The sequence below is a fragment of the Nonomuraea sp. NPDC000554 genome, assembly GCF_040300065.1.
Taxonomy (GTDB): Bacteria; Actinomycetota; Actinomycetes; order Streptosporangiales; family Streptosporangiaceae; genus Nonomuraea.
Genome location: NZ_JBEPDC010000026.1, coordinates 31,028 through 54,367, shown reverse-complemented (window position 1 = coordinate 54,367; position 23,340 = coordinate 31,028). Strand labels below are relative to the sequence as shown.

General features: G+C 70.9%; 21 protein-coding genes. 10 read left to right on the top strand and 11 right to left on the bottom strand.

From position 1 onward, the window contains the following. Positions 1-11: 11 nt before the first annotated feature. The 6 genes from ABT294_RS37565 to ABT294_RS37540 form a co-directional block, all read right to left on the bottom strand. Positions 12-584, bottom strand: coding sequence for a DNA-3-methyladenine glycosylase I (locus ABT294_RS37565; protein WP_350811171.1), 573 nt, complete (start codon positions 582-584; stop codon positions 12-14). Continuing rightward, on the bottom strand, positions 581-1,099 hold the full coding sequence (locus ABT294_RS37560; RefSeq protein ID WP_350811170.1) for a hypothetical protein: 519 nt from the start codon (positions 1,097-1,099) through the stop codon (positions 581-583). The genes ABT294_RS37565 and ABT294_RS37560 overlap by 4 nt, the downstream gene beginning before the upstream one ends. Before the next feature lie 83 nt (positions 1,100-1,182). Then, positions 1,183-1,767, bottom strand: coding sequence for an LOG family protein (locus ABT294_RS37555; protein WP_350811169.1), 585 nt, complete (start codon positions 1,765-1,767; stop codon positions 1,183-1,185). A gap of 11 nt (positions 1,768-1,778) precedes the next feature. Beyond that, a complete protein-coding gene (locus tag ABT294_RS37550; protein ID WP_350811168.1) occupies positions 1,779-2,576 on the bottom strand; it encodes an LOG family protein in 798 nt (265 codons plus the stop codon). 198 nt (positions 2,577-2,774) lie between these two features. Continuing rightward, the gene (gene dapE / locus ABT294_RS37545) at positions 2,775-3,830 is read right to left on the bottom strand and encodes a succinyl-diaminopimelate desuccinylase (RefSeq protein WP_350811166.1); all 1,056 of its coding nucleotides are present in this window, start codon (positions 3,828-3,830) and stop codon (positions 2,775-2,777) included. Continuing rightward, entirely contained in the window at positions 3,830-4,666 is an 837-nt protein-coding gene (locus ABT294_RS37540) for a 2,3,4,5-tetrahydropyridine-2,6-dicarboxylate N-succinyltransferase (protein WP_350811165.1), read from the bottom strand. Before ABT294_RS37540 ends, dapE begins: the two co-directional genes overlap by 1 nt. Before the next feature lie 36 nt (positions 4,667-4,702). On the opposite strand from ABT294_RS37540, the gene ABT294_RS37535 reads away from it, so the two are divergent. Next, on the top strand, positions 4,703-5,536 hold the full coding sequence (locus ABT294_RS37535) for a hypothetical protein (RefSeq protein WP_350811164.1): 834 nt from the start codon (positions 4,703-4,705) through the stop codon (positions 5,534-5,536). Here the strand turns inward: ABT294_RS37535 and ABT294_RS37530 are convergent. From ABT294_RS37530 to fdxA, 3 genes are all read right to left on the bottom strand, one after another. Beyond that, positions 5,533-6,204 (bottom strand): DUF4178 domain-containing protein, encoded by a 672-nt coding sequence (locus ABT294_RS37530; RefSeq protein WP_350811163.1) that lies wholly within the window; start codon positions 6,202-6,204, stop codon positions 5,533-5,535. The genes ABT294_RS37535 and ABT294_RS37530 overlap by 4 nt on opposite strands. A gap of 78 nt (positions 6,205-6,282) precedes the next feature. Then, on the bottom strand, positions 6,283-7,353 hold the full coding sequence (dapC, locus tag ABT294_RS37525; RefSeq protein ID WP_350811162.1) for a succinyldiaminopimelate transaminase: 1,071 nt from the start codon (positions 7,351-7,353) through the stop codon (positions 6,283-6,285). Positions 7,354-7,422: 69 nt separating this feature from the next. Beyond that, the gene (gene fdxA, locus ABT294_RS37520; RefSeq protein WP_350811161.1) at positions 7,423-7,749 is read right to left on the bottom strand and encodes a ferredoxin; all 327 of its coding nucleotides are present in this window, start codon (positions 7,747-7,749) and stop codon (positions 7,423-7,425) included. Positions 7,750-7,851: 102 nt separating this feature from the next. Here fdxA and ABT294_RS37515 point away from each other — a divergent pair, with 102 nt between their 5' ends. From ABT294_RS37515 to ABT294_RS37480, 8 genes are all read left to right on the top strand, one after another. Beyond that, positions 7,852-8,082, top strand: a complete 231-nt coding sequence (locus ABT294_RS37515; protein WP_350811160.1) for a putative acetyltransferase — start codon at positions 7,852-7,854, stop codon at positions 8,080-8,082. A 17-nt stretch (positions 8,083-8,099) separates the two neighbouring features. Beyond that, positions 8,100-9,152, top strand: coding sequence for an ABC transporter substrate-binding protein (locus tag ABT294_RS37510; protein WP_350811159.1), 1,053 nt, complete (start codon positions 8,100-8,102; stop codon positions 9,150-9,152). A 101-nt stretch (positions 9,153-9,253) separates the two neighbouring features. Next, positions 9,254-10,030 (top strand): class I SAM-dependent methyltransferase, encoded by a 777-nt coding sequence (locus ABT294_RS37505; RefSeq protein WP_350811158.1) that lies wholly within the window; start codon positions 9,254-9,256, stop codon positions 10,028-10,030. A gap of 112 nt (positions 10,031-10,142) precedes the next feature. Then, complete coding sequence (locus tag ABT294_RS37500) at positions 10,143-12,710, top strand: hypothetical protein (RefSeq protein ID WP_350811157.1); 2,568 nt, start codon at positions 10,143-10,145, stop codon at positions 12,708-12,710. A 4-nt stretch (positions 12,711-12,714) separates the two neighbouring features. Beyond that, the gene (locus ABT294_RS37495) at positions 12,715-14,535 is read left to right on the top strand and encodes a UvrD-helicase domain-containing protein (protein ID WP_350811156.1); all 1,821 of its coding nucleotides are present in this window, start codon (positions 12,715-12,717) and stop codon (positions 14,533-14,535) included. A 48-nt stretch (positions 14,536-14,583) separates the two neighbouring features. Beyond that, on the top strand, positions 14,584-16,434 hold the full coding sequence (locus tag ABT294_RS37490; RefSeq protein ID WP_350811155.1) for a sigma factor-like helix-turn-helix DNA-binding protein: 1,851 nt from the start codon (positions 14,584-14,586) through the stop codon (positions 16,432-16,434). A gap of 9 nt (positions 16,435-16,443) precedes the next feature. Then, complete coding sequence (gene cysS, locus ABT294_RS37485) at positions 16,444-17,799, top strand: cysteine--tRNA ligase (RefSeq protein WP_350811154.1); 1,356 nt, start codon at positions 16,444-16,446, stop codon at positions 17,797-17,799. A gap of 301 nt (positions 17,800-18,100) precedes the next feature. Beyond that, a complete protein-coding gene (locus ABT294_RS37480) occupies positions 18,101-20,593 on the top strand; it encodes a penicillin acylase family protein (RefSeq protein WP_350811266.1) in 2,493 nt (830 codons plus the stop codon). 48 nt (positions 20,594-20,641) lie between these two features. On the opposite strand, the gene ABT294_RS37475 is transcribed toward ABT294_RS37480, so the two are convergent. After that, on the bottom strand, positions 20,642-21,616 hold the full coding sequence (locus ABT294_RS37475; RefSeq protein WP_350811153.1) for a glycoside hydrolase family 5 protein: 975 nt from the start codon (positions 21,614-21,616) through the stop codon (positions 20,642-20,644). After that, on the bottom strand, positions 21,617-22,249 hold the full coding sequence (locus tag ABT294_RS37470; protein WP_350811152.1) for a PadR family transcriptional regulator: 633 nt from the start codon (positions 22,247-22,249) through the stop codon (positions 21,617-21,619). A gap of 204 nt (positions 22,250-22,453) precedes the next feature. Between ABT294_RS37470 and ABT294_RS37465 the strand changes: the two genes are divergently transcribed. Then, positions 22,454-23,305, top strand: coding sequence for a hypothetical protein (locus ABT294_RS37465; RefSeq protein WP_350811151.1), 852 nt, complete (start codon positions 22,454-22,456; stop codon positions 23,303-23,305). Positions 23,306-23,340 lie beyond the last annotated feature (35 nt).

Here is a 23,340-nt window from a genome sequence, read left to right as displayed (position 1 = left end):
GCGTGCCGCCGTCAGCCCGCGGCCGGGACGACGCCGCCGTCGCGGGCCACGCAGCCCTTGATGTGGTCGTTGACCAGGCCTATGGCCTGCATCAGCGCGTACGCCGTGGTCGGGCCGACGAACTTGAACCCGTGCTGCTTCAGCTCCTTGGCCAGCGCCTTGGACGCCGGGGTGACGGCGGGGATGTCGGCCATGGCCACGGGGACCGGCGAGCCGGGGTCGGCGTACCGCCAGACCAGGTCCGACAGCCCGTCGGGCAGCTCCAGCGCGGCCCTGGCGTTGCTGATCGCCGCCTCCACCTTGGCCCTGTTGCGCACGATGCCGGGGTCGCCGAGCAGCCGCTCGACGTCCTGCTCGGTGTAGGCGGCCACCTTGGAGATGGAGAACCGGTCGAAGGCCGCCCGGAAGTTCTCCCGCTTGCGCAGGATCGTCAGCCACGACAGACCCGACTGGAACGCCTCCAGGCTGACCCGCTCGAAGACGCGGTCGTCGCCGGTGACCGGCTTGCCCCACTCTTCGTCGTGGTAGGTCATGTAGAGCGGGTCGGTCATGCCGGCCCAGGTGCAGCGGATCACATCCGTCACGAACGCTCGTCCCCGTCCTTGCCCAGCGCGGCGCGCACGGGCTCCTCTTCTTGCGCGGACCCGCCGTCGGCGACCGCAGGCTCAGGCTCGTCGCCGACGGCCTCGGGCTCCGGGTCGCCGTCCTCCGGGAGCTCTCTCGGCGCGGCGGGAGCCTCAGGCTCGTGGTCGGTGCGCGGGCCGCTGCCCGGGGCCGCGTAGACCTCCTGGCGGGCGTACAGCCTGGCGGACAGCAGTTCGGAGACCCGCTGTTCCAGCACGGCGATCCGGGTGTCGCGGGCGCTGATCGCGTTCGCGGCCCTGCGCAGGGTCTCGTCGACGCTCTGCGTGTGATAGCCCACCAGGTTCACCGGCAGCTGCAGCGCCATGAAGTCGACGGCCGTGAGCTGCCCCGGCTCGGGGAGGTCGAGGGGTGGCACGTCCGGCGGGAACTCGGTCAGCTCACCGCCCTTGCCCAGGGAGACCAGGACCACGGCGGCCAGGATGGCGAGCGCGGCGATGGCGAGTACGACCAGCACATTGGCATCGTACTCATACCATCGAGGCACGAGCCCCGCACTTACCCCGACCGGTACCTCTCCGGACCCATCTCGCCGCCCTGTCAGCCCGCGGCCTCGCCCAGTTCCGCCACGCTCGGACGCACCGGCTTGGCCCTGCGCTCCAGGTGGCTGAACGCGTCGTCGACCGTGGCCGTCCAGGAGATCGCGTCGAAGACGTTGGCCCTGGTGAAGCCCTCCTCGTACATGTTCTCCACCAGTTGGCGCAGCGGCGCGTACAGGCCCCACGGGTCGAGGATCACCAGGGGACGGTCGTGGATGCCGAGGACGCGGGACGTCCACATCTCGAACAGTTCCTCCAGGGTGCCGATCCCGCCGGGCAGCACCAGGAAGGCGTCGGAGCGGGCGTCCATGACGCCCTTGCGCTCGCGCATGTCGGCGGTGACGATCAGCTCGTCGGAGCCCCTGTCGGCGACCTCGATGTCCACCAGCACCTGCGGGATCACACCGATCGTGCGGCCGCCCGCCCGTCTGGTGGCCGCGGTGACGGCGCCCATGCAGGAGACGGTGGCGCCGCCGCTCACCAGCGTGTGACCACGCCTGGCGAGCTCGGCGCCGACCTCTGCGGCGAGGGTGAGGTACTTCTGGTCGATCTTCAGACTGGAGGCGCAGTAGACGCAGATATTCACGAAATATCAGCCTATTGGGGTTCGCCTTCCTGGACCGCGGCGGCTTCCAGCTCCTCCAGTTGCTGCTTCGACCGGGCCAGGTCGGCGTCCACGATGATGCGCACGGCCTCGTCGACGTCGTCGGTGACGGAGATGAGGTCGAGGTCCTGGGCGGCGACCTTGCCGGTACCGAGCAGCGACTCCTTGATCCAGGTCAGCATGCCGCCCCAGAACTCCGAGCCCATCAGCACCACGGGGAAGGAGGTGACCTTGCGCGTCTGCACCAGCGTGAGGGCCTCGAACAGCTCGTCGAGCGTGCCGAACCCGCCGGGCAGGGCGATGAAGCCGCACGAGTACTTGAGGAACATCGTCTTGCGCACGAAGAAGTACCGGAACTCGATACCGAGGTCCACGTAGTCGTTCAGGCGCTGCTCGAACGGCAGCTCGATGCCCAGCCCCACCGAGACCGCGCCGTCGACCTCGGAGGCGCCCCGGTTCACCGACTCCATGACGCCGGGCCCGCCGCCGGTGATCACCGCGTACCCGGCCTCCGCCAGCGCCCTGCCCAGGCGGCGGCCCATCGCGTAGTCGGACGAGCCCTCGTGGGTGCGGGCCGAGCCGAAGACGGTGACGGCCCTGGGCAGCTCGGCCAGCGCGCCGAAGCCCTCCACGAACTCCGCCTGGATGCGCAGCACCCGCCACGGGTCCTGGTGCACCCAGTCGGCCGGGCCCTGGGTGTCGAGCAGGCGCTGATCGTAGGTCGACTGGGGCACGAGACTGCCGCGGACCACGGCCTGCCCCTGACGACGCTCGGGACGTGTCTGTTTCATGCCGACACGCTAGCCCGCTTCACCCGATCCCTGCGTCGAACGGCCGTTCTCCCTGCTCAGCCGCCCTTTTCGAGCATCTAAAAAATCTTGAAAAAAGCAGGGAACCGAATTTCGACTTGCCCCCGTCTAACTGGCGAGGGTGCTGCTCGGGACTGAAAGTGGCTTTCCCCGCCAAATGGCCGGCGAGGAAGGCCACTTTCACGTTGTGAGCCAGTCGACCATCGCTCGCTCGCTCTCCACGATCTTGTCGAGCGACACGTACTCCCCCTGCTGATGCGCCAGGTTCGGGTCTCCTGGGCCGTAGTTGACGGCCGGGATCCCCAGGGCCGAGAAGCGGGCGACGTCCGTCCAGCCCAGCTTGGCGCGCGGCTCGCCGCCGACCGCCGCTGTGAAGGCGGCGGCCACCGGGTGGGTAAGGCCGGGCCTGGCGGCGGGAGCGGCGTCGACGAAGCGGACCTCGAACCCGTCGAACACCTCGCGCACGTGCCGGCGCGCCTGCTCGACCGACAGGTCGGGCGCGAACCGGTAGTTGACCGAGACCACGCACTCGTCCGGGATCACGTTGCCCGCCACGCCGCCGTGCACGGCGACCGCGTTCAGCCCCTCGTGGTACTCCAGCCCGTCGACCACCGGCAGTCTGGCCTCGTAGGCGTTCAGCCTGGCCAGCACCGGCTCGGCGCGGTGGATGGCGTTGAGCCCGAACCACGACCTGGCGCTGTGCGCGCGCTTGCCGGTCACCACGATCTCGGCCCTGAGCGTGCCCTGGCAGCCGCCCTCGATCACGCCGTCGGTCGGCTCCATCAGCACCGCGAAGTCGGCGGCCAGCCAGTCTGGGTGGTCGCGGGCGACCCTGGTCAGCCCGTTCCGCTCGGCCTCGATCTCCTCGCAGTCGTAGAAGACGTAGGTGACGTCGCGGTTCGGCTCGGCGAGGCCGGCCGCCAGCCGCAGCGCGACCGCCACCCCCGCCTTCATGTCGGACGTGCCGCAGCCGTAGAGCCGGTCGCCCTCGACGCGGCTCGGCAGGTTCGCGGCGACCGGCACCGTGTCGAGGTGGCCGGCGATCAGGACGCGCTCGCCGCGCCCCAGCTCGGTGCGGGCCACGACCGTCTCGCCCGACCTGTCGACGGTCAGGTGCGGCAGTACCCGCAGCGCCTCGTCGACCTGGTCGGCCAGCTCCTTCTCCGCGCCGCTCACCGACTCGATGTCCACGATCGCGGCGGTCAGCGCCCGCACGTCCTGCGTCAGGTCAAGCATCAGGTGTTCACTCCGTGTTCGCGCAGCACCTCGTTGAGCGCCGCCTTGTCATGCCGCTGCCCCGGCTCCAGCCGCTTCATCACCAGCACGCAGGGCAGGCCGAACGTGCCGCCGGGGAACTCCTTCTGCCGGGTGCCGCCCACCGCCACGCACCAGTCGGGGACGCGTCCACGGGCCAGCTCCTCGCCGGTCTGCACATCGATCACCGGGATGGACGCCGACAGGATCGTCCCGGCTCCCACGACGGCGCCGCGGCCCACCCGGGCACCTTCCACGATCATCGACCGGCTGCCGATCAGCGCGTCGTCCTCCACCACGACCGGCACGGCGTTGGGCGGCTCCAGTACGCCACCGAGCCCCACCCCGCCCGACAGATGGACGTTCTTCCCGATCTGGGCGCAGGACCCCACCGTGACCCAGGTGTCGACCATCGTCCCGGAGTCGACGTACGCGCCGATGTTCGTGAACGACGGCATCAGCACCACGCCGGGCGCCAGGTAGGAGCCCCAGCGGGCGATCGCCCCCGGCACCACGCGCACCCCGTCGAACCGGGACTTCAACGGCACCTTGTCGTGGTGGTGGAAGTCGCCGACCTGCGACCTGGCCATGCCGAGCACCTTGAAGGCGAGCAGGATCGCCCGCTTGGCCCGCTCGTCCACGACCACCTCGCCGTCGTCCGACACCCGGGCGACCCGCGCCTTGCCCTCGTCGAGCAGGTCGACCGCGCCGACCACCACGGCCCGCGCGTCGACGTCGCGCGGCGAAAGCTCCGCGCGGCGCTCCCATAGCTCGTCCACGGCGGCGGGCAGCGGTGACGGGACGCTCTGGTGGCTCATGGCCTCGGAGCCTATCTGGCCGGGTAGGTTTCTCAGGTGCACGTGCGCTTCTCCCGCGGGGTCATCACGATCGCGGTCATCGTCATCGTCCTCGCGATCGGGGTGTCGATGGCGCTGTTCGCCCTGCTCAGGAAGACGCAGCCGCTGGCCGTCCCAGAAGCCCACTGCGTCGTGAAGACGCCCAGAGGAGAGCGCGACCTCGACCCCGAACAGGCGGAGATCGCGGCGACCATCGCGGCCGTCGCCGAGCGCAGGCGGCTGCCCGAGCGGGCCCTGGTGATCGCGTACGTGACCGGGTTGCAGGAGTCGAAGCTGTTCAACCTCCCCTACGGCGACCGCGACTCCGTCGGCGTGTTCCAGCAGCGCGCGTCGCAGGGGTGGGGGACGAAGAAGCAGCTGATGGACCCGGTGTACGCGACGAACAGGTTCTTCGCGGCGCTGGTGAAGGTGAAGAACTACCGCAAGCTCAAGCTCGAGGACGCGGCCCAGGCCGTGCAACGGTCCGCGGGCGGCTACGCCTACGCCCAGCACGAGGAGGACGCGCGGATCCTCGCGGCGGCGTTCACCGGGCGCGTCCCCAAGGCCGTGCGGTGCTGGTACCCGCCGGGCAAGACGCAGACCCCGGCTCCGCAGCCGAAGACCGACGAGGCGCGCCGCCAGCTCGCCAGGGCGCTCGGCGACACGTCGATCACCACGCCGAAGCGCGGCTGGCTGATCGCCGCCTGGTCGGTGGCCCACGCGCAGAAGTACGGCCTGCGCCAGGTCGGCTTCAGCGGCGTGACATGGACGAACGACATCTCGAACGATCTGGAGGCCGGCGGCTGGCAGTCGGGCGGCAAGGCGTCCGCCAAGCAGGTGGAGCTGTCCTAGCGGGCGCGGCTGACGATGGCGATCGAGCCGGGCGCCAGCGGCCTGGCGTAGCCGGCGGTCCAGGAGCGGCCCTGGACGCGTTCGAAGGAGAGCAGCCGCCCGTCGGCCGCGCGGTAGTCGGCGAAGTCGAGCAGCCCCCTGTCGGGGTAGCCGGTGTCACCCTCGGACCTGAAGGCGGCCGTGCCGCGCTCGATCGGGTGGAACTCGACGCCGTCCATGATCAGCATGCTCTTGGCGGGCACCATGCCCTGGGTGGGCACGTCGGTCCAGGCCAGCACCTCCAGGTGCGGCGACTCACCGGGAGCCTGGCCCTGGTGCACCTGCACCGACAGCCACTCGTGGCGGCGGGTGCGGCGGTCGCGCAGCAGGAACTCGATCCACTCCTGCCCCTGCCAGGAGATGTACAGGGCGCCGAGCGCGCGAAACTGCGAGCCGTGCACCTCGATCCGATCGCCGACCTTGATCGTGCGGGGATCGGTGTAGTCGGACCCCGCATGCCCCGGCGCGCTCACCGGCGCCGACAGCGGAGCCTCCCGCGCAGCCGGCTCGACCGGCGGCGCGCTCCTGCGGCCCTTCCTGTCCTGGCGCATGGTGGCCATGAAGGCCCCCAGCAGGAGGAGGACGGTGGCGATGCTCAGTCCGAGTACGACCATGGAGGTCACGCTCATCGTTCGGCTCGCTCCACTCGCGGTCTGCCCCGGCCAACGCTCTATATCGCTGTATATCTGCGTATCTGCCGCGCGATCCTACTGGAGGCGGCGCACCGCCGCAGCGACTCGTTCGTCCGTGGCGGTCACGGCCACGCGAACGTGCAGTTCACCGGCCGCTCCATAGAAATCGCCCGGCGCGACCAAAATCCCGATTTCGGAGAGCTTGCTTACCTGGTCCCAGGCGTTCTCCCCGTTGGACGCCCACAGGTACAGCCCCGCGGTCGAGTGGTCGACGCGCCAGCCCGCCCGCTCCAGGGCGGGCCGCAGCAGCGCCCGGCGCGCCGCGTAGCGCTCGCGCTGCTCGTCGGCGTGCGCGTCGTCGCCGAGCGCGACCGTCATCGCGGCCTGGACGGGTGCCGGCATGATCATGCCCGCGTGCTTGCGGGTCTCGAGCAGCCGCTTCACCAGGACGGGATCGCCGGTCACGAAGCCGGCGCGGTAGCCCGCCAGGTTCGAGCGCTTGGAGAGCGAGTGGACGGCGAGCAGCCCCTCGTGGGAGCCCTCGCACACGTCGGGGTGCAGGATCGAGATGGGCTGTTCCTCCCAGCCCAGCTCCAGGTAGCACTCGTCGGAGGCGACGACCGCGCCGCGCTCGCGCGCCCAGGCCACCACCTTGCGCAGGTGCTCGGCGGGCAGCACCTTGCCCGTCGGGTTGCCCGGCGAGTTCACCCAGACCAGGTCGACCCGCTCCGGGCCGAGCGCCAGCAGCCCGTCGGACGCCACCGCGGAGGCCCCGGCCAGCCGGGCGCCCACGTCGTAGGTCGGGTACGCCAGCTCGGGGAAGACCATCCGCTTGGCGCCCAGGTAGGTGGGCAGCCAGGCGACGAACTCCTTGGAGCCGATCAGCGGCAGCACGTCGCGCTCGTCGACGGTGACGCCGTGCCTGCGCGCGAGCCAGCCCGCGGCGGACTCGCGCAGCGCCCGGGTGCCGTGCGTGAGCGGGTAGCCGGGACTGTCGGCGGCCCCGGCCAGCGCGTCCTGGACGATCGCCGGCACCGGGTCGACGGGCGTGCCGACCGAGAGGTCGACGATGCCGTCGGGGTGCGCCCGCGCGCGTTCCTTGTACGGCTCCAGCCGGTCCCAGGGGAAGTCAGGCAGCTTGTTCACGATTCTCCAGGTCTCGGTGGTGCGAGCCGTACCGGGCGGGGCGCGCCCTGGAGCGGCCCCGCCAGCGGGCTAGTGCTCCTCGGCCTGCGGCGGAAGGGCGGCCACCACCGGGTGGTCCTTCTCGATCTTGCCGACCTTGGAGGCGCCGCCCGGCGAGCCGAGGTCCTCGAAGAAGTCGACATTGGCCTTGTAGTAGTCCTTCCACTGCTCGGGAAGGTCATCTTCGTAGAAGATCGCCTCGACGGGGCACACTGGCTCGCACGCGCCGCAGTCCACGCACTCGTCAGGGTGGATATAAAGCATGCGCTCGCCCTCGTAGATGCAATCGACAGGGCATTCCTCGATGCACGCCTTGTCCAGGACGTCCACGCAAGGCTGCGCGATGACGTAGGTCACCTCGAGCTCCTTCTCTCCGCACCATGGCATGACTGACCGCGGTTTGCTACGCCCTAGTATTGCCGTGCTTGCCAACTGGCCGAAACGGAGGGTGGCAAACTCGTGGCCGGTCGCCTTGTGATCGCCGTCACACCCGCGGACATCGGCGTCCGGATCACCACGCGCAGGCGGGTTCCCGAAGGGTTCCGCGACGCGGTGGGGATCCTCGAATCCTGGTCCGGCGGCATACTCAGCCTACGCAAACGTGACGGCACCCTGGTGGAGATCGACGAAGACTCGCTGGTGGCAGCCAGGGTGGTTCCCGCCGCGCCTCCTCGACCTGGGCGCCGGTAGCGGTAAGTATTCACCGTGTGACCGTACGTATCTGTGCCGCCGCAGCAGCCATCCTCGCCAGCGCCGGATGCGGCGCGTCCACCACGGAATCCAAGCCGCTCCCGCCGGTCAACGCCAAGGCCTCGTCGCTGAAGGGCTTCGGCACGATGGACCGGCTCGTCGAGACCGCGAAGCAGGAGGGCGCGCTCAACGTCATCGCGCTGCCCCGCGACTGGGTGAACTTCGGCGAGATCATCGACACCTTCGCCGACCGGTACGGCATCAAGGTGACCGAGCTGGAGCCCACCGCCAACAGCAAGCGCGAGATCGACGCCGCCGCGCAGCTCAAGCCCGACGTGTTCGACCTGACCCTGGACGTGGCCGTGGCCAACTCCCGCAAGTTCGCGCCGTACAAGGTGCAGGGCTGGCAGGACGTGCCCGACCACGTCAAGGACCTGTCCGGGGCCTGGTACGCGGGCTACGGCAGCTACATGTCCCTCGGGTACGACCCGCGTGCCGTCCCGGCGCCCGCGTCCTTCGCCGACCTGCTCAAGCCCGACTACAAGGTGGCGCTCGACGGCGACCCGCTGCGCTCCGTGGCGGCCTTCGACGGCGTGATGGCCGCCTCCCTGCGCGGCGGCGAGCCGCAGCCCGCGCAGGGGATCGAGCTGTTCACCAGGCTCAAGCGGGAGGGCAGGCTCACCGACCCGGCCAAGGCCAACGTGATCGTCGACTGGGACCACCTCAACGCGGCCCGCAGCGCCAAGAACGCCGAGGCGTGGAAGGTGACGATCCCCCGCGACGCGCCGCTCGGCGGCTACCACATCGAGGCGATCTCCAAGGACGCCCCCCACCCGGCCGCCGCCCGGCTCTGGGAGGAGTTCCTCTTCTCGGACGAGGGCCAGAACCTGCTGCAGAAGGGCTACGCCCGTCCGGTGCGAGGCGAGGCGATGCTGATGCGGGGCACCCTCGACACCGAGCAGGCAGCCAAGCTACCGGCCGCGCCCGGCCCGCCCGTGCTGCTCACGATCCCGCAGACAGATGCCGCTAAGTCCTACCTCAAGAGGCAGTGGGCCCAACGTGTGGGATGAGACCATTGTGACTTGATATGTCGTAGAGACTTTCAGCCTCTAAAGTAAACGGACAGCACGGCCACGGGGGCCCGATGTCTGACGAATGAGAGCTGATCGTCTTGCGATACGACACACCGAGCCTGGACCGGTGGCACAGTCGCGTCCACGACAGCAGTTTCGGCTACGTCTCCACCCAGGGCGCGCCGCTGGTGGACCTGCTCGACCCGCGACCGGGCGAGCGCGTGCTCGACCTCGGCTGCGGCACCGGCGTGCTCACCGCCCAGATCGCCGCGCGGGGCGCCGACGTGCTCGGCATCGACGGCTCCCCCGCGATGATCGAGAAGGCGCTCGCCCAGCACCCGGGCATCGACTTCATCGTCGGCGACGGTCATGACTTCACCGTCGCCGACGCCTACGACGCCGTCTTCTCCAACGCCGCGCTGCACTGGATGAACCGCGAACCCGGCGTGGTCATCGCCAACATCCACCAGGCGCTCACCCCCGGCGGGCGCTTCGTGGCGGAGATGGGCGGCGCGGGCAACTGCGCGGAGCTGACCGCCGCGATGCTGACCGCCTGGCGCGAGTACGGCCTGCGCGAGCCCGACCTGCCGTGGTACTTTCCCACGCCGGCCGAGTACGCCCGCCGCCTGGAGCAGGAGGGCTTCGTGGTCCGGGTGCTCGAGTACTTCGACCGGCCGACCCCGCTCGACGAGTGCCCGCGCGGGGCCGCCGACTGGGTGCGGATGTTCGCCTCCTCGGTGCTCGAGGGGCTGCCGCCGGAAATCGTCGAGCCGCTGCTCGGACGGGTCAACGAGCTGGCCGCACCGGCTCTACGCAGGGAAACCGGCTGGATGGCCGACTACGTCCGTCTGCGGTTCGCCGCTGTTCGGCGCTGATGCGTAGTCAAGGATGCGTAGGTCAGTTTTGCCAGACTATGGTCTGTTCCGTGGGCGGCGAAGTCATGGCTGCACCGCTACGGCGGCGTGAGGGGCTGGTGAACGGAACGGGATGAACTTCTGCCTGAGCGACCTCGTACCACCGTTGAGGTGGAGCGACGCGTCCACGATCACACTACTCACCGGGCAGCCGGACCTTCCGGACGCCTGGTGGCGCAGCCTGCCCATGCCGCGCGTGCTCGCGGCCATCGGCCCCGAGTCGCTGGGCGAGCTCCTGACGGAGATCGCCCTTGAGCACTGGCCGGCTGCCGCCGTGGGCGACGTCCTGCCCGCGCTGTACGTGCTCGACCCCGATGAGGCGGACGAGCCGCACATCGCGATCGCGCTCGACCGCGCGGGCTCGTGGCCGGGGCTGCTGGCGCTGACGGGCAGGGAGCTCAAGGACCAGCCGTTCATCCAGGCCCGCTCGGTGCTCAACACGCTCTTCTCGGCGGTGCTGGTGCGCGTCGCCCCGGGTGTGCGTGCCACACCGGGCCGCGCACACCCCTCGGACCTCGCGCCCGCCCTCCAGCCCGCGACGGACGCGCCCGCGCTACAGCCCGCCGTGACGGACGCGCCCGCGCCGCAGCCGCCTACCGCCGCCGCAGCCGCAGCCGCAGCCCCCGCGCCGCCCACGAAGTCCGACAGAGCGCCTAATAGGGCGGCCGACGGGGAGTCCCACAGGGCGGCCGATGGGGCGGCCGATGGGGCGGCCAACGGGGAGTCCCACAGGGCGGCCGCAGCCGTTGCGGCGGGCGACGCCGCCGCGGCGGACGCCGATGAGGCCCTGGAGGACCTCCTCGCCGTCGAGCACGCCGAGGGGCCTGCGGGCGAGGAGTCCGTGCCGGTCGGCGACAAGGCCGGGGAAGGCGAGGAGGCAGCGCCCGCCGAGGAGTCCGCCGCCGAGGAGTCCGCCGACGAGGAATCCGCCGAGGAGCCCTCGGAGGGAGCCGTCGCGTCCGAGGGGTCCGCCCCGGCGGAGGACGCCGCCCCGGAGGGCACGGAGGAAGGCGCGCCTGGGAAGGCCGACGAGCCCGAACCAGTGCACCACGCGCACGCCGAGTCGGCGCCCGACGCATCCGCCGAGCCGGTGTCGGAGCCGGAGGAGGCCCCGGAGCCGGAGCTCGGCGCCGCGGACGCCCCGGAGCCGGAACTCGACGCCGCGGAGGCCCCCGCGCCGGATCGAGCCACGGACGAGGCATCGGAGCCGGAAGCCCGCGAGGCCGACCAAGCCCTCGAGCCCACCGCGGCATCGGAGGCGGAGGCCGACGCCCCAGGCCAGGCTCCAGAGCCCGCCGCCGCACAACCGCAGGACGAGCCCGCCCCCTCACAGGCGCAGGAGGAGGAGCCCCCCGCGGCTTCGGAGTCGCAGGAGGAGCCCGCCGACGAGCAGGGACAGGCCGCCCCGGAGGGGCTGAAGCTGCTTGAGCTCATCGAGGCGGCGTTCGCCAGGCTGGACGACAAGAGCTGGGCCGTGGCGCAGAACCGGGTCTTCACCGACGAGCCGTCCGCCGTGGACCAGCTCGCGAAGCTGTTCGCCGTCCCGCCCTCGGAGATCTCCGCGACCGAGGACCGGCTGCGGGACAGGCTCGATGAGTGGCTGGCCGGCGACGAGGCCGCCCCGTACCGGGCGCACCTGGACGAGCTGCGCAGCACGATCGGCCCGTCGGCGTCCAGGGAACATCTGATCGGCGCGGCCGACTGGCACCTCAAGGAGGTCCGCGCCCTCGAGGTCCCGGCGTGGCAGTTCGTGCTGGCGACGCTCCCCGAGCGCAAGGCCGCAGCGCGAAGCTCCGAGCCGCAGGCCGCCGAGCAGCGTCCTGAGCCGCAGGTCGCCGAGCAACGCTCCGAGGGGGCTGGCGCCCAGCCGCGTCCGGAGCGGCACGGCGTCGAGCAGTGGGCGGTGGAGCAGGCGCAGCAGCAGCCGTCGGCGTTCGGCGCCCGGCAGGCGTCGGGCTTCCCGCCGTCCCCCGCCCCGGCTCCGCAACAGCTGGGTGCCCAGGCACCGGCCCCGCAGCCGGCCGACGGGCAGCCGGCGGGCGCGCGGTTCCAGGCGTTCGCCCCGGCCGCGCCCGCGGTGGAGGAGGCCAACGGGTCGTCCGAGGAGCAGGACGACAAGCCGTACCAGCCGCTCAAGGACGTCTCCCAGACCAGGCGCTGCTTCCGCCAGCCCGACGGCAGGTGGTGGCTGCGCATCGACGTCACCATCGAGCAGTTGTCGGGAGGCGAGTGCGCGCTGCCGACGGGGTTCGCGACCTACCTGGGCCTGTCCCCAGGTGAGAGCAGGACCGTCAGGAGCGCCGCCGGCGAGCTGACCATGACCTGGCACGGCAGGCCGGTGCTGGAGTCGGTGGAGCGGCTGCTGGCGGACGTGGGCGCGAAGGAGGGCGGGCACCTGTTCCTCACCCTCTCCGACGAGGGCGTGCTGCGGGCCAGGCACCTGCCGGTGGCCGCGCAGGGCGCCGAGAAGATCACCAAGGCCCTCCGCCTGGTCGGCTACACCGCCCCCGGCGGCACCAAGGACCAGGCGGCCAGGGTGATCGCCACCAGGATCGGCATGACCGGCCCCGTCGCCCTTCCCGACCTGCTCACCAGGCTCCGCGAACGCGGTGACCGCGACCTGCTCGCCCTCTTGGACTGAGCCCGTGCCGCGGCTCGCGATCGGCCCTGAGTTTCCCAGGGAGCTCAGCGCACTGGCCCAGCCGGTGCGCAGGGACGTCGTGGTCGCGCTGCGCCGTTTCCTGCTGAACGCGGCGGGCGCCCCGCACCCCGAGCGGGTGCGGGGCAGCAGGGACGCCCGGGTCGCGACCCTCCGCCTGGCCCAGGGGTTCCGGGGGGTGGTGGTACGCCAGCGGGACGTGTACTGGCTGCTCACGGTCTTACCTGCCCCGGAGGCGTGGTCGCACGCCCAGCGCCACAGGTACGGGGTCAACCCGGTGATCGGCGTCGTGGAGGAGTGGGACGCGCAGGCGCTGGAACGGGTCGAGCCCGCGTTACGCAGGTCCGCGGGTGAGACGCGGCTGTTCGACCCGATCTGCGACGGGGACATGCTCGCGCTGGGCATCGACGTCCGCGCCCTGCCGCTGGTGCGGCTGATCACCACCGAGGCCGACGTGGAGGCGCTCGAACCGCTGCTGCCGCCGTCCCAGCACGTGCCGCTCGCGGCGCTGGCACGTGGCGGCTCGCTGTCGGAGGCGTGGCGCGAACTGGACGGCTGCCGCGCGTCCGACGAGGACACCGGCCCGATCGACCCTGCCGACTTCCACGCGGCGCTGCGCCGCAGCCCGGACCGGGCGGTGTTCGCCGCGGACAAGGTGGAGCTCGACCGGGTGCTCGGCTCCCCTGACTGGTGCACGTTCCTGCGTCCGCCGCAGCACCGGCTGGCCCGCGCGGCCCGCTACGACCATCCCGTCCTGGTGATCGGCGGCGCGGGCACCGGCAAGACGATCATCGCTCTGCACCGGGCCGCCCACCTGGCCAGGCACGGACGCGGCCCGGTGCTGCTCGTGACGTTCTCGCAGGGGCTGGCCGAGGACCTGTCGAGCCGGCTCGACCTGCTCCTCCCCGACGAGGCGGCGCGCAAGCGGGTCGAGGTGGACAACGCCGAGCGGCTGGCCATGCGCATCGTGGGCGAGGCGGAGGGGCGGCGTCCGACGCTGGTGGGGCCGGGTGCGCGCACGCTGGCCGAGCTGACCGACGAGGCGCTCAGGCTGCTGTCGAGGGCGACCGGTGACCTGCTGGACGACGTGGACCCGGACCACAAGCCGTACCGGCACATCGTGGTGGACGAGGCGCAGGACATCAGCCCCTCGCAGTGGCGGCTGCTGCGGGCGGCGGTGCCGCGCGCGCACGACGACCTGTTCATCGTCGGCGACCCGCACCAGAGGGTGACCGACACGCGGGTCACGCTCGGCGCGGTGGGCATCCCCGCCGACCAGCACTCGCTGCGGATCTCCTATCGGCTGTCGCAGGAGGTCCTGTCGTTCGGCGTCAGGCTGCGCGGCGGCGGTCCCACGGACGGGCTGGTCAAGGGCGTGTCCGGGTTGTACGGCTTCCGCGCGACGCGCAACGGCGAGCGCCCGGTGGTCCTGGCCTACGACTCGCAGGAGGCGGAGCTGGCCGGGCTGGCGGGGCTGGTGTCGTCCTGGCTGGAGAGCGGCGTCCCGAAGGAGGAGATCGCCGTCGGGGCGCGCACGGCGCCGCTGGTGCGTGCCGCCAAGCGGGCGCTGGGAGAGCTGGACATGCGCGTTTCGACGTTCGCGAACCTCAAGGGGCTGGAGTTCGACCGGGTCGTGCTGGTCGGGGTGGCGGAGGGCGTCGTGCCCGAGCCGCCGCCGGACGATCCCGGCGCCCGGGCCAGAGCTCTCCAGAGGGAACGGAGCATGCTGTTCGTGGCTTGCACCCGAGCGCGTTCAATGCTCTATATCTCCCATTCAGGAAGAGGTAGCCCATTTCTTGAACTCTGATCACATAGTCTGAACTGCGGATATCTTCCCTTTGCCGGTTGGACAGCAATGAACCTCAGCCTGAGCGACCTCGCTCCACCCCTGCGCTGGACCCCCCCTGGTCAGATCGCGCAGATCGTGGAAGAGCCCCAGCTGCCCGACGCCTGGTGGCAGGCCATCCCCCTCGACCGGGCATGCGCCATCATCGGGACGCAGGCGGTGGCCCGGCACCTCGCCGACCTCGCCGTGGCCTGCTGGAGCCACCTGCTGCTCGGCGACATCCTGCCGCTGCTGCGCTTCTCCGACCCCGCGGAGGCCGAGCGGACGCCGCAGATGCTGGGCAAGGACGTGGCGCAGAAGCTGTTCAGCGGAGTGTTCGAGCGGCTGCTCGAACCGGTCGCGGACCTGCCCGCCACGCAGCCGAAGCCGGACAAGCCGCTGCCCGACCTGATCGACTCCGTGTTCGTCCCCCTGGACGAGCGGCAGCGGGCCATCGCCCGCGACCGCCTCTACGCCGTGCAGCGCGTCACGCTCGACGAGCTGGCGCAGCGGTTCTCGGTGACGCGGGAGCGCATCAGGCAGATCGAGCGCGACCTGCGCGAGCACATCGAGGCGTGGCTGGGCAGCCCGGAGGCGGCGCCGCTGGCGGCGCACGTCACCTGGCTGCGCGGCAAGCTCGGCTCCGCCGTCCCGGCCGACGACCTGCAGACGGCGGCGCCCTGGCACCGTGGCGACCTGCGCACGCTGGGCATTCCGGCATGGCGGTTCGTCCGCACGCTGCTGACCGGCTACGAGCAGACGGACGGCTGGCTGGTCGCGGGCGGCGCCGACGAGCTGCGCGAGAAGACCCGTCAGCTGTTCACCGACGGGCCGCGCCCGCTCGGCGAGGCGGTGACCATGGTCACGCAGCTCGGCGTCCGCGAGGACGTGGCCGAACAGTGGATCATGGCCGTGCCGCAGCTGCGGGTGCTCGACCAGCACGTGGTGCCGTGGCCGCGCAGCATCAACGAGAAGGCCGAGGCGGTGCTCGCGGTGGTCGGGCGTCCGATGACACCCGAGGAGATCCAGGAGCGCATCGGCGAGGACTACAGTCTCGTCGGCATCCGCAACCAGCTCACCGCCGACGACCGCTTCCGCCGGCTCGACCGCAACAAGTACGGGCTGACCAGGTGGGGCGGCGACGAGTACCTGGGGATCAGGGAGATGATCGCCAGGGAGATCGAGCGGGCCGGCGGCGAGGCGTCCGTCAGCACCATCGTCACGAACCTGACCTCCCGCTACGACGTCAGTGAGAGCTCGGTGCGCGCCTACTCGGGCGGCCCCGGGTTCGAGCGGACCCAGCGGGGGTGGATCAGGGTCGCGGGGACGTCCCCCACGGGCGAGGCGGAGCCGTACCAGCCGCGCAAGGACGTGTCGGAGACCCGGCGCAGCTTCCGCAGCCGCGACGGGCGCTGGTGGCACCGCGTGGACGTCAACGCCGAGCACCTGCGCGGCTCCGGCTCGCCGCTGCCGACGGGGTTCGCGGCCTACCTGGGCATGGCGCCGGGCGGGCAGCTCACCGCGGCCACGCCGTCCGGCGACGTGGTGATCTCCTGGCACAACCAGCCGACGATGGGGTCGATCAGGAACGTCCTGGCGGAGTGCAAGGCGTCCGAGGGCGACCACATCTTCCTGACGGTGTCCGACGGCGGCGAGCTGCTGACCCGCTACCTGCCGGCCGCCCCCGCCCAGATGCCGCCGCTGAACCGAGCGCTCTACCTGATCGGTTACACCGCGCCTGTCACGTCCGAGATGGAGGGGCTGCGGCTGATCGGCGCGCGCATGGGGCTGCCCGACACGGCCACGCGCGAGGAGGTGCTGGGCAGGCTGCGCGAGCGCGGCGACCGCGACATCCTCACGTTCCTGGGAGGTCCGGCCTAGGCTCGGAGGATGTTGCGGATCTACGACACGCGCACGAGGCAGGTCGAGGAGATCGCGTCCGGCCGCGTGCTGCGCATGTACACCTGCGGGCCGACCGTCTACCGTCACGCGCACGTCGGCAACCTGCGCTCCTATCTGCTCTCCGACCTGATCCGCCGGGTGCTGGAGCGCCGGCGGACACGCGTGCTGGTCTGCCGGAACGTCACCGACGTCGGCCATCTGGTCGACGACGCCGAGGTGGGCGAGGACAAGGTCCTCATGCAGGCGCGGGCGGAGGGCCGCTCGGTGTGGGAGCTGGCCCGCTTCTACGAGGACGCGTTCAACCAGGACGCCGCCGCGCTGAACCTGCGGCCGCCGGAGCACACGCCACGGGCGAGCGAGACGATCGAGCTGATGGTCGAGCTGATCGCCAAGCTGATCGAGCAGGGGCACGCGTACGCGACGCCTGACGGCTCGGTCTTCTTCGACGTCCGAACCTTCCCCACTTACGGCGAAATTTCCGGAAATCGACTGGACGCGCTCAAGCCCGGCCCGGTGGACCCGCGCAAGCGCTTCCACGCCGACTGGGCCCTGTGGAAGCCCGCTCAGGGAGAGCTGTCCTGGGACACCCCGTGGGGGCGCGGCTTCCCCGGCTGGCACGTCGAGTGCTCGGCCATGGCGCTGCGCTTCCTCGGCGAGCGCATCGACGTCCACACCGGCGGTATCGACCTGCGCTTCCCGCATCACGAGGACGAGCGCGCCCAGTCCGACGCGGCGGTCGGGCACGAGGTCGTGCGCCACTGGGTGCACGGGGAGCACCTGCTGTTCGACGGGCGCAAGATGGCCAAGTCCACGGGGAACGTGGTGCTGCTCTCGGACGTCACGGAGGCCGGTCTCGACCCGCTCGCCGTGCGGCTGGCCTTCCTGGAACATCGCTACCGGCACCAGGTGAACCTCAACTGGGACACCCTGCACGCCGCCGACCGCACCGTCCGCCGGTGGCGCGGCCGGGTGGCGCAGTGGTCGGAGTCGCCGAGCGCCCCGATGGCGGCCGAGTACGTCCGGCGCGCCGAGGCCGCGTTCGACGACGACCTCGACACCCCGGCGGCGCTGCGCGTCCTGCGGGAGCTGGAGCGGGACGACTCGATCGCGCCCGGCGCCAAGTTCGAGTCGTTCCTGCACCTGGACCATCTGCTGGCCCTGGACCTGTCGACGGAGATCGGCAGACCGCGCGTGCTCCCGGCGGGCGCGGCCGAGCTCCTGGAACAGCGGGCCCGCGCCCGCGAATCCCTAGACTGGCCCGCCTCGGACCGGCTCCGCGACGACCTCGCCGCGCTGGGAGTCCGCGTCTCCGACACCCCCGACGGGCAGAGCTGGTCGATGTAGCTCGCTCACGCTGTTGAGAGGGGCGGACGGTGTGGCAGGAGACCGTCCGCCCGGGTGCCGTCCTTTCGCGGGGGTGTGGACGAGAGCACCACGTGACAGCTAGCCAGGTCCGAGGTTGCAATCGCGTTGCGCCCGGTCAGCACCTGTGCGGCCAACCGGCGAGAAGCGGGCTGAAGACATCGTCCCTGGACAAGATCGAAAATAGTGGGATCTACGGCGATGGCAGTGGCGAGGGGGTGCCACACTTGTTGCCGAGCATGGGGAGAGGGAGGGGTAAGTGAGGTTGAAGCCCTTTGCGTGGATGCCGTGGCCGCTGAGATGGCTCGCGCGGGTGTTGACCGTTCTTCTCGTGCTCGCCCTGGTGCTGGCCGGGGTCCTCGTCTACACCGTCCGCCGGTCGTTCCCGCAAGTGGACGGGACGGTGCGCCTGCCGGGATTAGCCGGGAATGTAGAGATTTATCGCGATAAATCGGGGATTCCGCAGATCTACGCTGACTCTGCCGAGGACCTCTTCATGGCCCAGGGCTTCGTGCACGCCCAGGACCGGTTCTGGGAGATGGACCTCCGCCGGCACATCACGTCCGGACGCCTCTCGGAGTTGTTCGGCAAGGCGACGCTCGACAACGACAAGGCCATCAGGACCATGGGCTGGCGCAGGGTCGCCGAGCAGGAGCTGCCCGAGCTGAGCGCCCGCACCCGCCGCTACCTCGACGCGTACGCCAAGGGCGTGAACGCCTGGCTCGCGGCCAACCCGAACGCGTCCGACCGCAGCCTGGAGTACTCGATACTCAAGCTGCAGAACGGCGGCTACAAGCCCGAGCCGTGGACCGCGCTCGACTCGATCTCCTGGCTCAAGGCCATGGCCTGGGACCTGCGCTCCAACATGGAGGACGAGATCGACAGGGCGCTCGCCCTCACCACCCTCCCTCGGGAACGGGTCGAGCAGCTGTACCCGCGCTACCCGTACGACAAGCACCAGCCGATCGTCACCCAGGGCGCGGTCGAGCACGGCCGGTTCGACCAGCAGGCCGCGCCGCGGTTCAGGCGGAACGGCAGCCGCGCGCTCACCCAGGCGGCCAAGACGCTCGACGCGGTGCCCAGCACCATGAGCACCGCCGACCGGGAGGGCATCGGGTCCAACTCGTGGGTGGTCTCGGGCGAGCACACGGTCAGCGGCAAGCCGCTGCTGGCCAACGACCCGCACCTGTCGGCCTCGATGCCGTCCGTCTGGTACCAGATCGGGCTGCACTGCCGGAAGATCTCGATCGACTGCTCGTACGACGTGACCGGTTTCTCGTTCTCCGGCGTGCCCGGCGTCATCATCGGGCACACCGACAAGATCGCGTGGGGGTTCACCAACCTGGGCCCCGACGTGGCCGACCTCTTCATGGAGCAGGTGAAGGACGACACCTACCTGTACCGGGGCCAGTGGGCCAAGCTGGAGACCAGGCAGGAGCAGATCAAGGTGGCAGGCGGCGCCACGGTCACCCTGAACGTCAGGAGCACCCGGCACGGGCCGCTGATCAACGAGGTGATGGGCGACGTCAAACCGGGCGAGGGCGCGAACGCGGTCGCCCTGCAGTGGACCGCGCTCATGCCCGGCCGCACCGCCGACGCGGTCTTCGCGCTCAACGAGGCCACCGACTGGCAGGAGTTCCGGGCGGCCGCGGCGCTGTTCGAGGTCCCGGCGCAGAACCTGGTCTACGCCGATACCAACGGCAAGATCGGCTACCAGGCGCCCGGGCGCATCCCGGTGCGCCAGAAGGGCGACGGCACCTGGCCGGTGCCCGGCTGGACCGGCGAGTACGACTGGAAGACCGCGCCCATCCCCTACGACCAGCTCCCCTCGGTGGAGGACCCCGCCTCCGGCTACATCGTCACCGCCAACAACGCGGTGGCCGACCCCAGGCGCTACAAACCGCTTCTGACCAGGGACTGGGCGTACGGATACCGCTCCCAGCGCATCGTCGACCGGCTCAAGCAGGAGATCGACAAGGGCAAGATCGACACGGCGGCCATGTCCAGGATCCAGCAGGACAGCCGCAACGGCTTCGCCGAGACGCTCGTCCCCGCGCTGCAGAAGGTGAGCCTGGCCGGGCCGAGCGTCCAGGCGAGAGACCTCCTCAAGGGCTGGGACGGCTCGCAGGGCCTCGACTCGGCCCCCGCCGCGTACTTCAACGCGGTCTGGCGCCACCTGCTCAAGCTGACGTTCGACGACGACCTCCCCGAGGGCGCCAGACCGGGCGGCGGCGACCGCTGGTATGAGGTGGTGGGGCGGCTGCTCACCCTCCCGGACGACCCCTTCTGGGACGACACCAGGACCAAGGACCAGACCGAGACCCGCGACGACATCCTCCGCCAGGCGATGGCCTCGGCCTACCAGGAGCTGTCGGACCGGCTGGGCGACGACGTCCGCAACTGGCGGTGGGGCGACCTGCACCAGCTCACCCTGACCAACGGCTCGCTCGGCACGTCCGGCATCGCGCCCGTCGAGGCCCTGCTCAACCGCGGCCCGTTCGCGGTGCCGGGCAGCAAGGACGCCGTGGCCGCGACGGGCTGGAACGTGCAGAAGGGGTACGAGGTCACGTCCGTGCCGTCGATGCGGATGGTCGTCGACCTGAGCGACCTGGACAAGTCCCGCTGGATCAACCTCACGGGCGCCTCAGGCCACGCCTTCCACGACAACTACTGGGACCAGTCGCCCCTGTGGGCCAAGGGGGAGCTGCTGCCGATGTACTCCAGGCTGGAGTCGGTCAAACAGGCCGCGACCCACACCCTCCTCCTGACCCCCTGACTCCATGCTGGTGATGATTTCCGGTCTTGTCGGACGGTGGCGCGTCGATCAGTTCTCCCGGGCCAGGCCAAGGGCCTGGAGCAGGGCGGGATCCCACCTGCCGGCGCTCTCGTCGTACAAGGCGAAGGTCGGCCCGAAGGACCAGTAGCCCCACGAGAAACCGTGCTCTTCGGCCAGGCGCCGGTTGAAGGAGGCCCAGCGGGCGCGTGAGCGCGGGTCGGCGTTGTTGGAGCTGCCGAACTCCCCGACGAAGATCGGCCTGTCGTGCACGCGTGCCCATTCGGCCAGTTCAGCGAAGGCCCCGGACAGCACGGAGCGTTCCTCGTGGCTGCCTTCCCACGTCGTTCCCAGCCAGGAGGCCGGGTCGCCGAACGGGGTGTCGGTGCCAAGCCATGTCTCGCCTTGCATGGTGAACGTCGTCGGCCAGTACTGGTGGACCGTGATGATCAGGTTGCGGTCGTCCTGCGGCAGGCGGAGGTCGGGCAGGCGCCGCATGTTGTTGTAGGAGGCCGGGCCGATGACAACGGCTCGGCCCGGGTCGGCCTCGCGCAGGGTGGTGAGGATCTGCCGCAGGTAGTCGTTCCAGAGGGGATCGAGAGGGCCGCGCGGTTCGGCCAGTGGCTCCAGCATCACCTGGGCGGGGCGACCGGCGAAGCGCTCGGCGACCTGGTGGGTGATGGCGAGCAGCCGGTCGAGGTGGCGGGGCGGGTCGGCGTTCAGCTCGGGGTCCTGCAGGTTGTTCAGGACGACGCCCACCCCGCGCTCGGCCGCCTGGTCGAGCAGGAGGTCGACGCCGTCCAAGACCGCCTGGTCCACCGTGAATCGTCCTCGGGACTCGGTGGTGTGCGCGGCCCAGCACGTCGCCAGCCGGATAGCGGAGAATCCGGCCTCGCGGCACCGGTCGAGATGGTGCGGACCGACCGGAACGGTCCATCCTCGTTCCAGCTCGGCGCCGAAGTCGGCGCCGATGTTGATGGTGCGGGCCAGCAGGCGGTTGGTCTCGTGAATGGGGGAAGGATTCATTTACCCGCGATCTTTCGTCGTGGAGTCCTGCGTCGTGGAGTCCTGCGTCGTGGAGTCGGAATCGGCGCCGGGCCAGTGCGTGGCCGGGTCGCGGAGCTGGATCGTGAACGCGCGTAGCCAGTCGAGCTCGGCGCGGCGCAGAGCCTGAGGGAAGGCGTGATCGGCCAGGAACACCGGCGCGACACCGTCTCGGGCTGCGGCGTTCAGCGCGTGACCGGTTTCGTTGACATGCTGCTCCAGCCGCTCGGCGCGGCGTTCGAGGAGGACGATCACCTCGGCTCGGGGCAAGGCGAACATGAACATCAGCGCGACCATGAAACCGGAGGCGTCGTCTTCGGGACTGTCGAGCAGTTCGCGCAGCCAGTCACGCAGCCGCGAGCCGCCCGCCTCGGTGATGCGATAGAGGGTCCGCTCGGGTCGGGTGCCCTCGCGGACCGTCTCGCCTTCGACGATCAGGCCTGCGTTGAGCAGGCGGGGCAGGGTGTCGTAGAACGACGCGTTCTTGATCTTCAGAGTGCGGTCGTGGCCGCGCTCGCGCATCTCCATACGCATGTCGTAGACGTGCCGGGCGCGCTCAGCCAGCAGACCTAGCACGGCCACGGTCATCGGGGTACGCAAAGGGCGTACTGGCATCGGCCCTCCTATTCGAATTCGACTAGACGAATTCGACTATAGCTCAATGGACGGCGATCCGCCTCCCCCAGGCCAGACCTCGGGCTGACCTCCGAAGCCGCGTCGGCGAGGGGGCTCGTGTCCTGGAAGTACGTCCGTGGGCGTACTCCAACTCCAGACCCTGGGCTGACGCCAGAACGCCGCGCCTTCGCGACCATGGGCGTCATGGTTCGTCTCTGGTATGCGATCGGGCTGGCGCTGATCCTCGCCGGGCTCTTCCACCTGGGAGTGCTCGCGATCGACGGCGGCCCGTGGGAGGGCCCGGTCTCGTGGCGCAAGCCGTTCACGTTCGGGGTCTCGTTCGGGCTGAGCGTCCTCACGCTGGCGTGGGTGGCGCGGTTCGTCCCGCTGCGTGGGCGCACCAGGAACGTGCTGCTCGGGGGGTTCACGGGGGCGGCGGTGACGGAGTACGCGCTCATCACGCTCCAGGCGTGGCGCGGCGTCCCGTCCCACTTCAACATGGCCTCCACCGTCGACTCGCTGGTGTCCCGCTCACTGGCGGCCGGGGGCGGCAGCCTGGTCGTGGTGGCGATCTGGCTGACGGTGGCGTCGTTCCGGCCCAACCCGGGGGTCTCGCCCAGCATGCGGCTCGCCGTGCGGGCAGGCTTCGCCACCCTGCTGGCCTCGATGCTGTTCGGCGCCGTCATGATCGCCCGTGGCGTGATCGAGGTCTACTCGGGCAGCCAGCAACTGGCCTACACCGTGGCGACGTCCCTCAAGCCCGCCCACGCCGTGCTGATGCACGGCGTGCTCCTCCTGCCCGCGCTGGCGTGGCTGGCAGAGCGCCTGTTAGCCACCGAAACCGCCCGCCTCCGCCTGGTACGGCAGGCGGCCTGCACGTACGTGGCCATCGCCGCCCTGGTCTCCGCCCTGACGGTAGCCGGGATCACTCTCGTGGGCCCCTCGACGGCGTCGGTCCTGTGCGCGGGCGCGATATCAGCGCTGGCCATCACCGCCCTCACCCTGCGCAAGGCGGCGGCACGCGGGAGGCCGCCGCTGCGCAGCACGGGGATCTGATCGGCGTCTCCGATGTCCGGCCGGAAGCCGCCGTG

Bases quoted from the DNA above. Each gene is read 5' to 3' on its own strand.
- ABT294_RS37550 (WP_350811168.1), bottom strand. From the start codon at position 2,576: ATGAAACAGACACGTCCCGAGCGTCGTCAGGGGCAGGCCGTGGTCCGC.
- dapE (WP_350811166.1), bottom strand. From the start codon at position 3,830: ATGCTTGACCTGACGCAGGACGTGCGGGCGCTGACCGCCGCGATCGTG.
- ABT294_RS37540 (WP_350811165.1), bottom strand. From the start codon at position 4,666: ATGAGCCACCAGAGCGTCCCGTCACCGCTGCCCGCCGCCGTGGACGAG.
- ABT294_RS37530 (WP_350811163.1), bottom strand. From the start codon at position 6,204: ATGAGCGTGACCTCCATGGTCGTACTCGGACTGAGCATCGCCACCGTC.
- ABT294_RS37500 (WP_350811157.1), top strand. From the start codon at position 10,143: ATGAACTTCTGCCTGAGCGACCTCGTACCACCGTTGAGGTGGAGCGAC.
- ABT294_RS37490 (WP_350811155.1), top strand. From the start codon at position 14,584: ATGAACCTCAGCCTGAGCGACCTCGCTCCACCCCTGCGCTGGACCCCC.
- cysS (WP_350811154.1), top strand. From the start codon at position 16,444: ATGTTGCGGATCTACGACACGCGCACGAGGCAGGTCGAGGAGATCGCG.
- ABT294_RS37480 (WP_350811266.1), top strand. From the start codon at position 18,101: ATGCCGTGGCCGCTGAGATGGCTCGCGCGGGTGTTGACCGTTCTTCTC.
- ABT294_RS37475 (WP_350811153.1), bottom strand. From the start codon at position 21,616: ATGAATCCTTCCCCCATTCACGAGACCAACCGCCTGCTGGCCCGCACC.
- ABT294_RS37470 (WP_350811152.1), bottom strand. From the start codon at position 22,249: ATGCCAGTACGCCCTTTGCGTACCCCGATGACCGTGGCCGTGCTAGGT.
- ABT294_RS37465 (WP_350811151.1), top strand. From the start codon at position 22,454: ATGGTTCGTCTCTGGTATGCGATCGGGCTGGCGCTGATCCTCGCCGGG.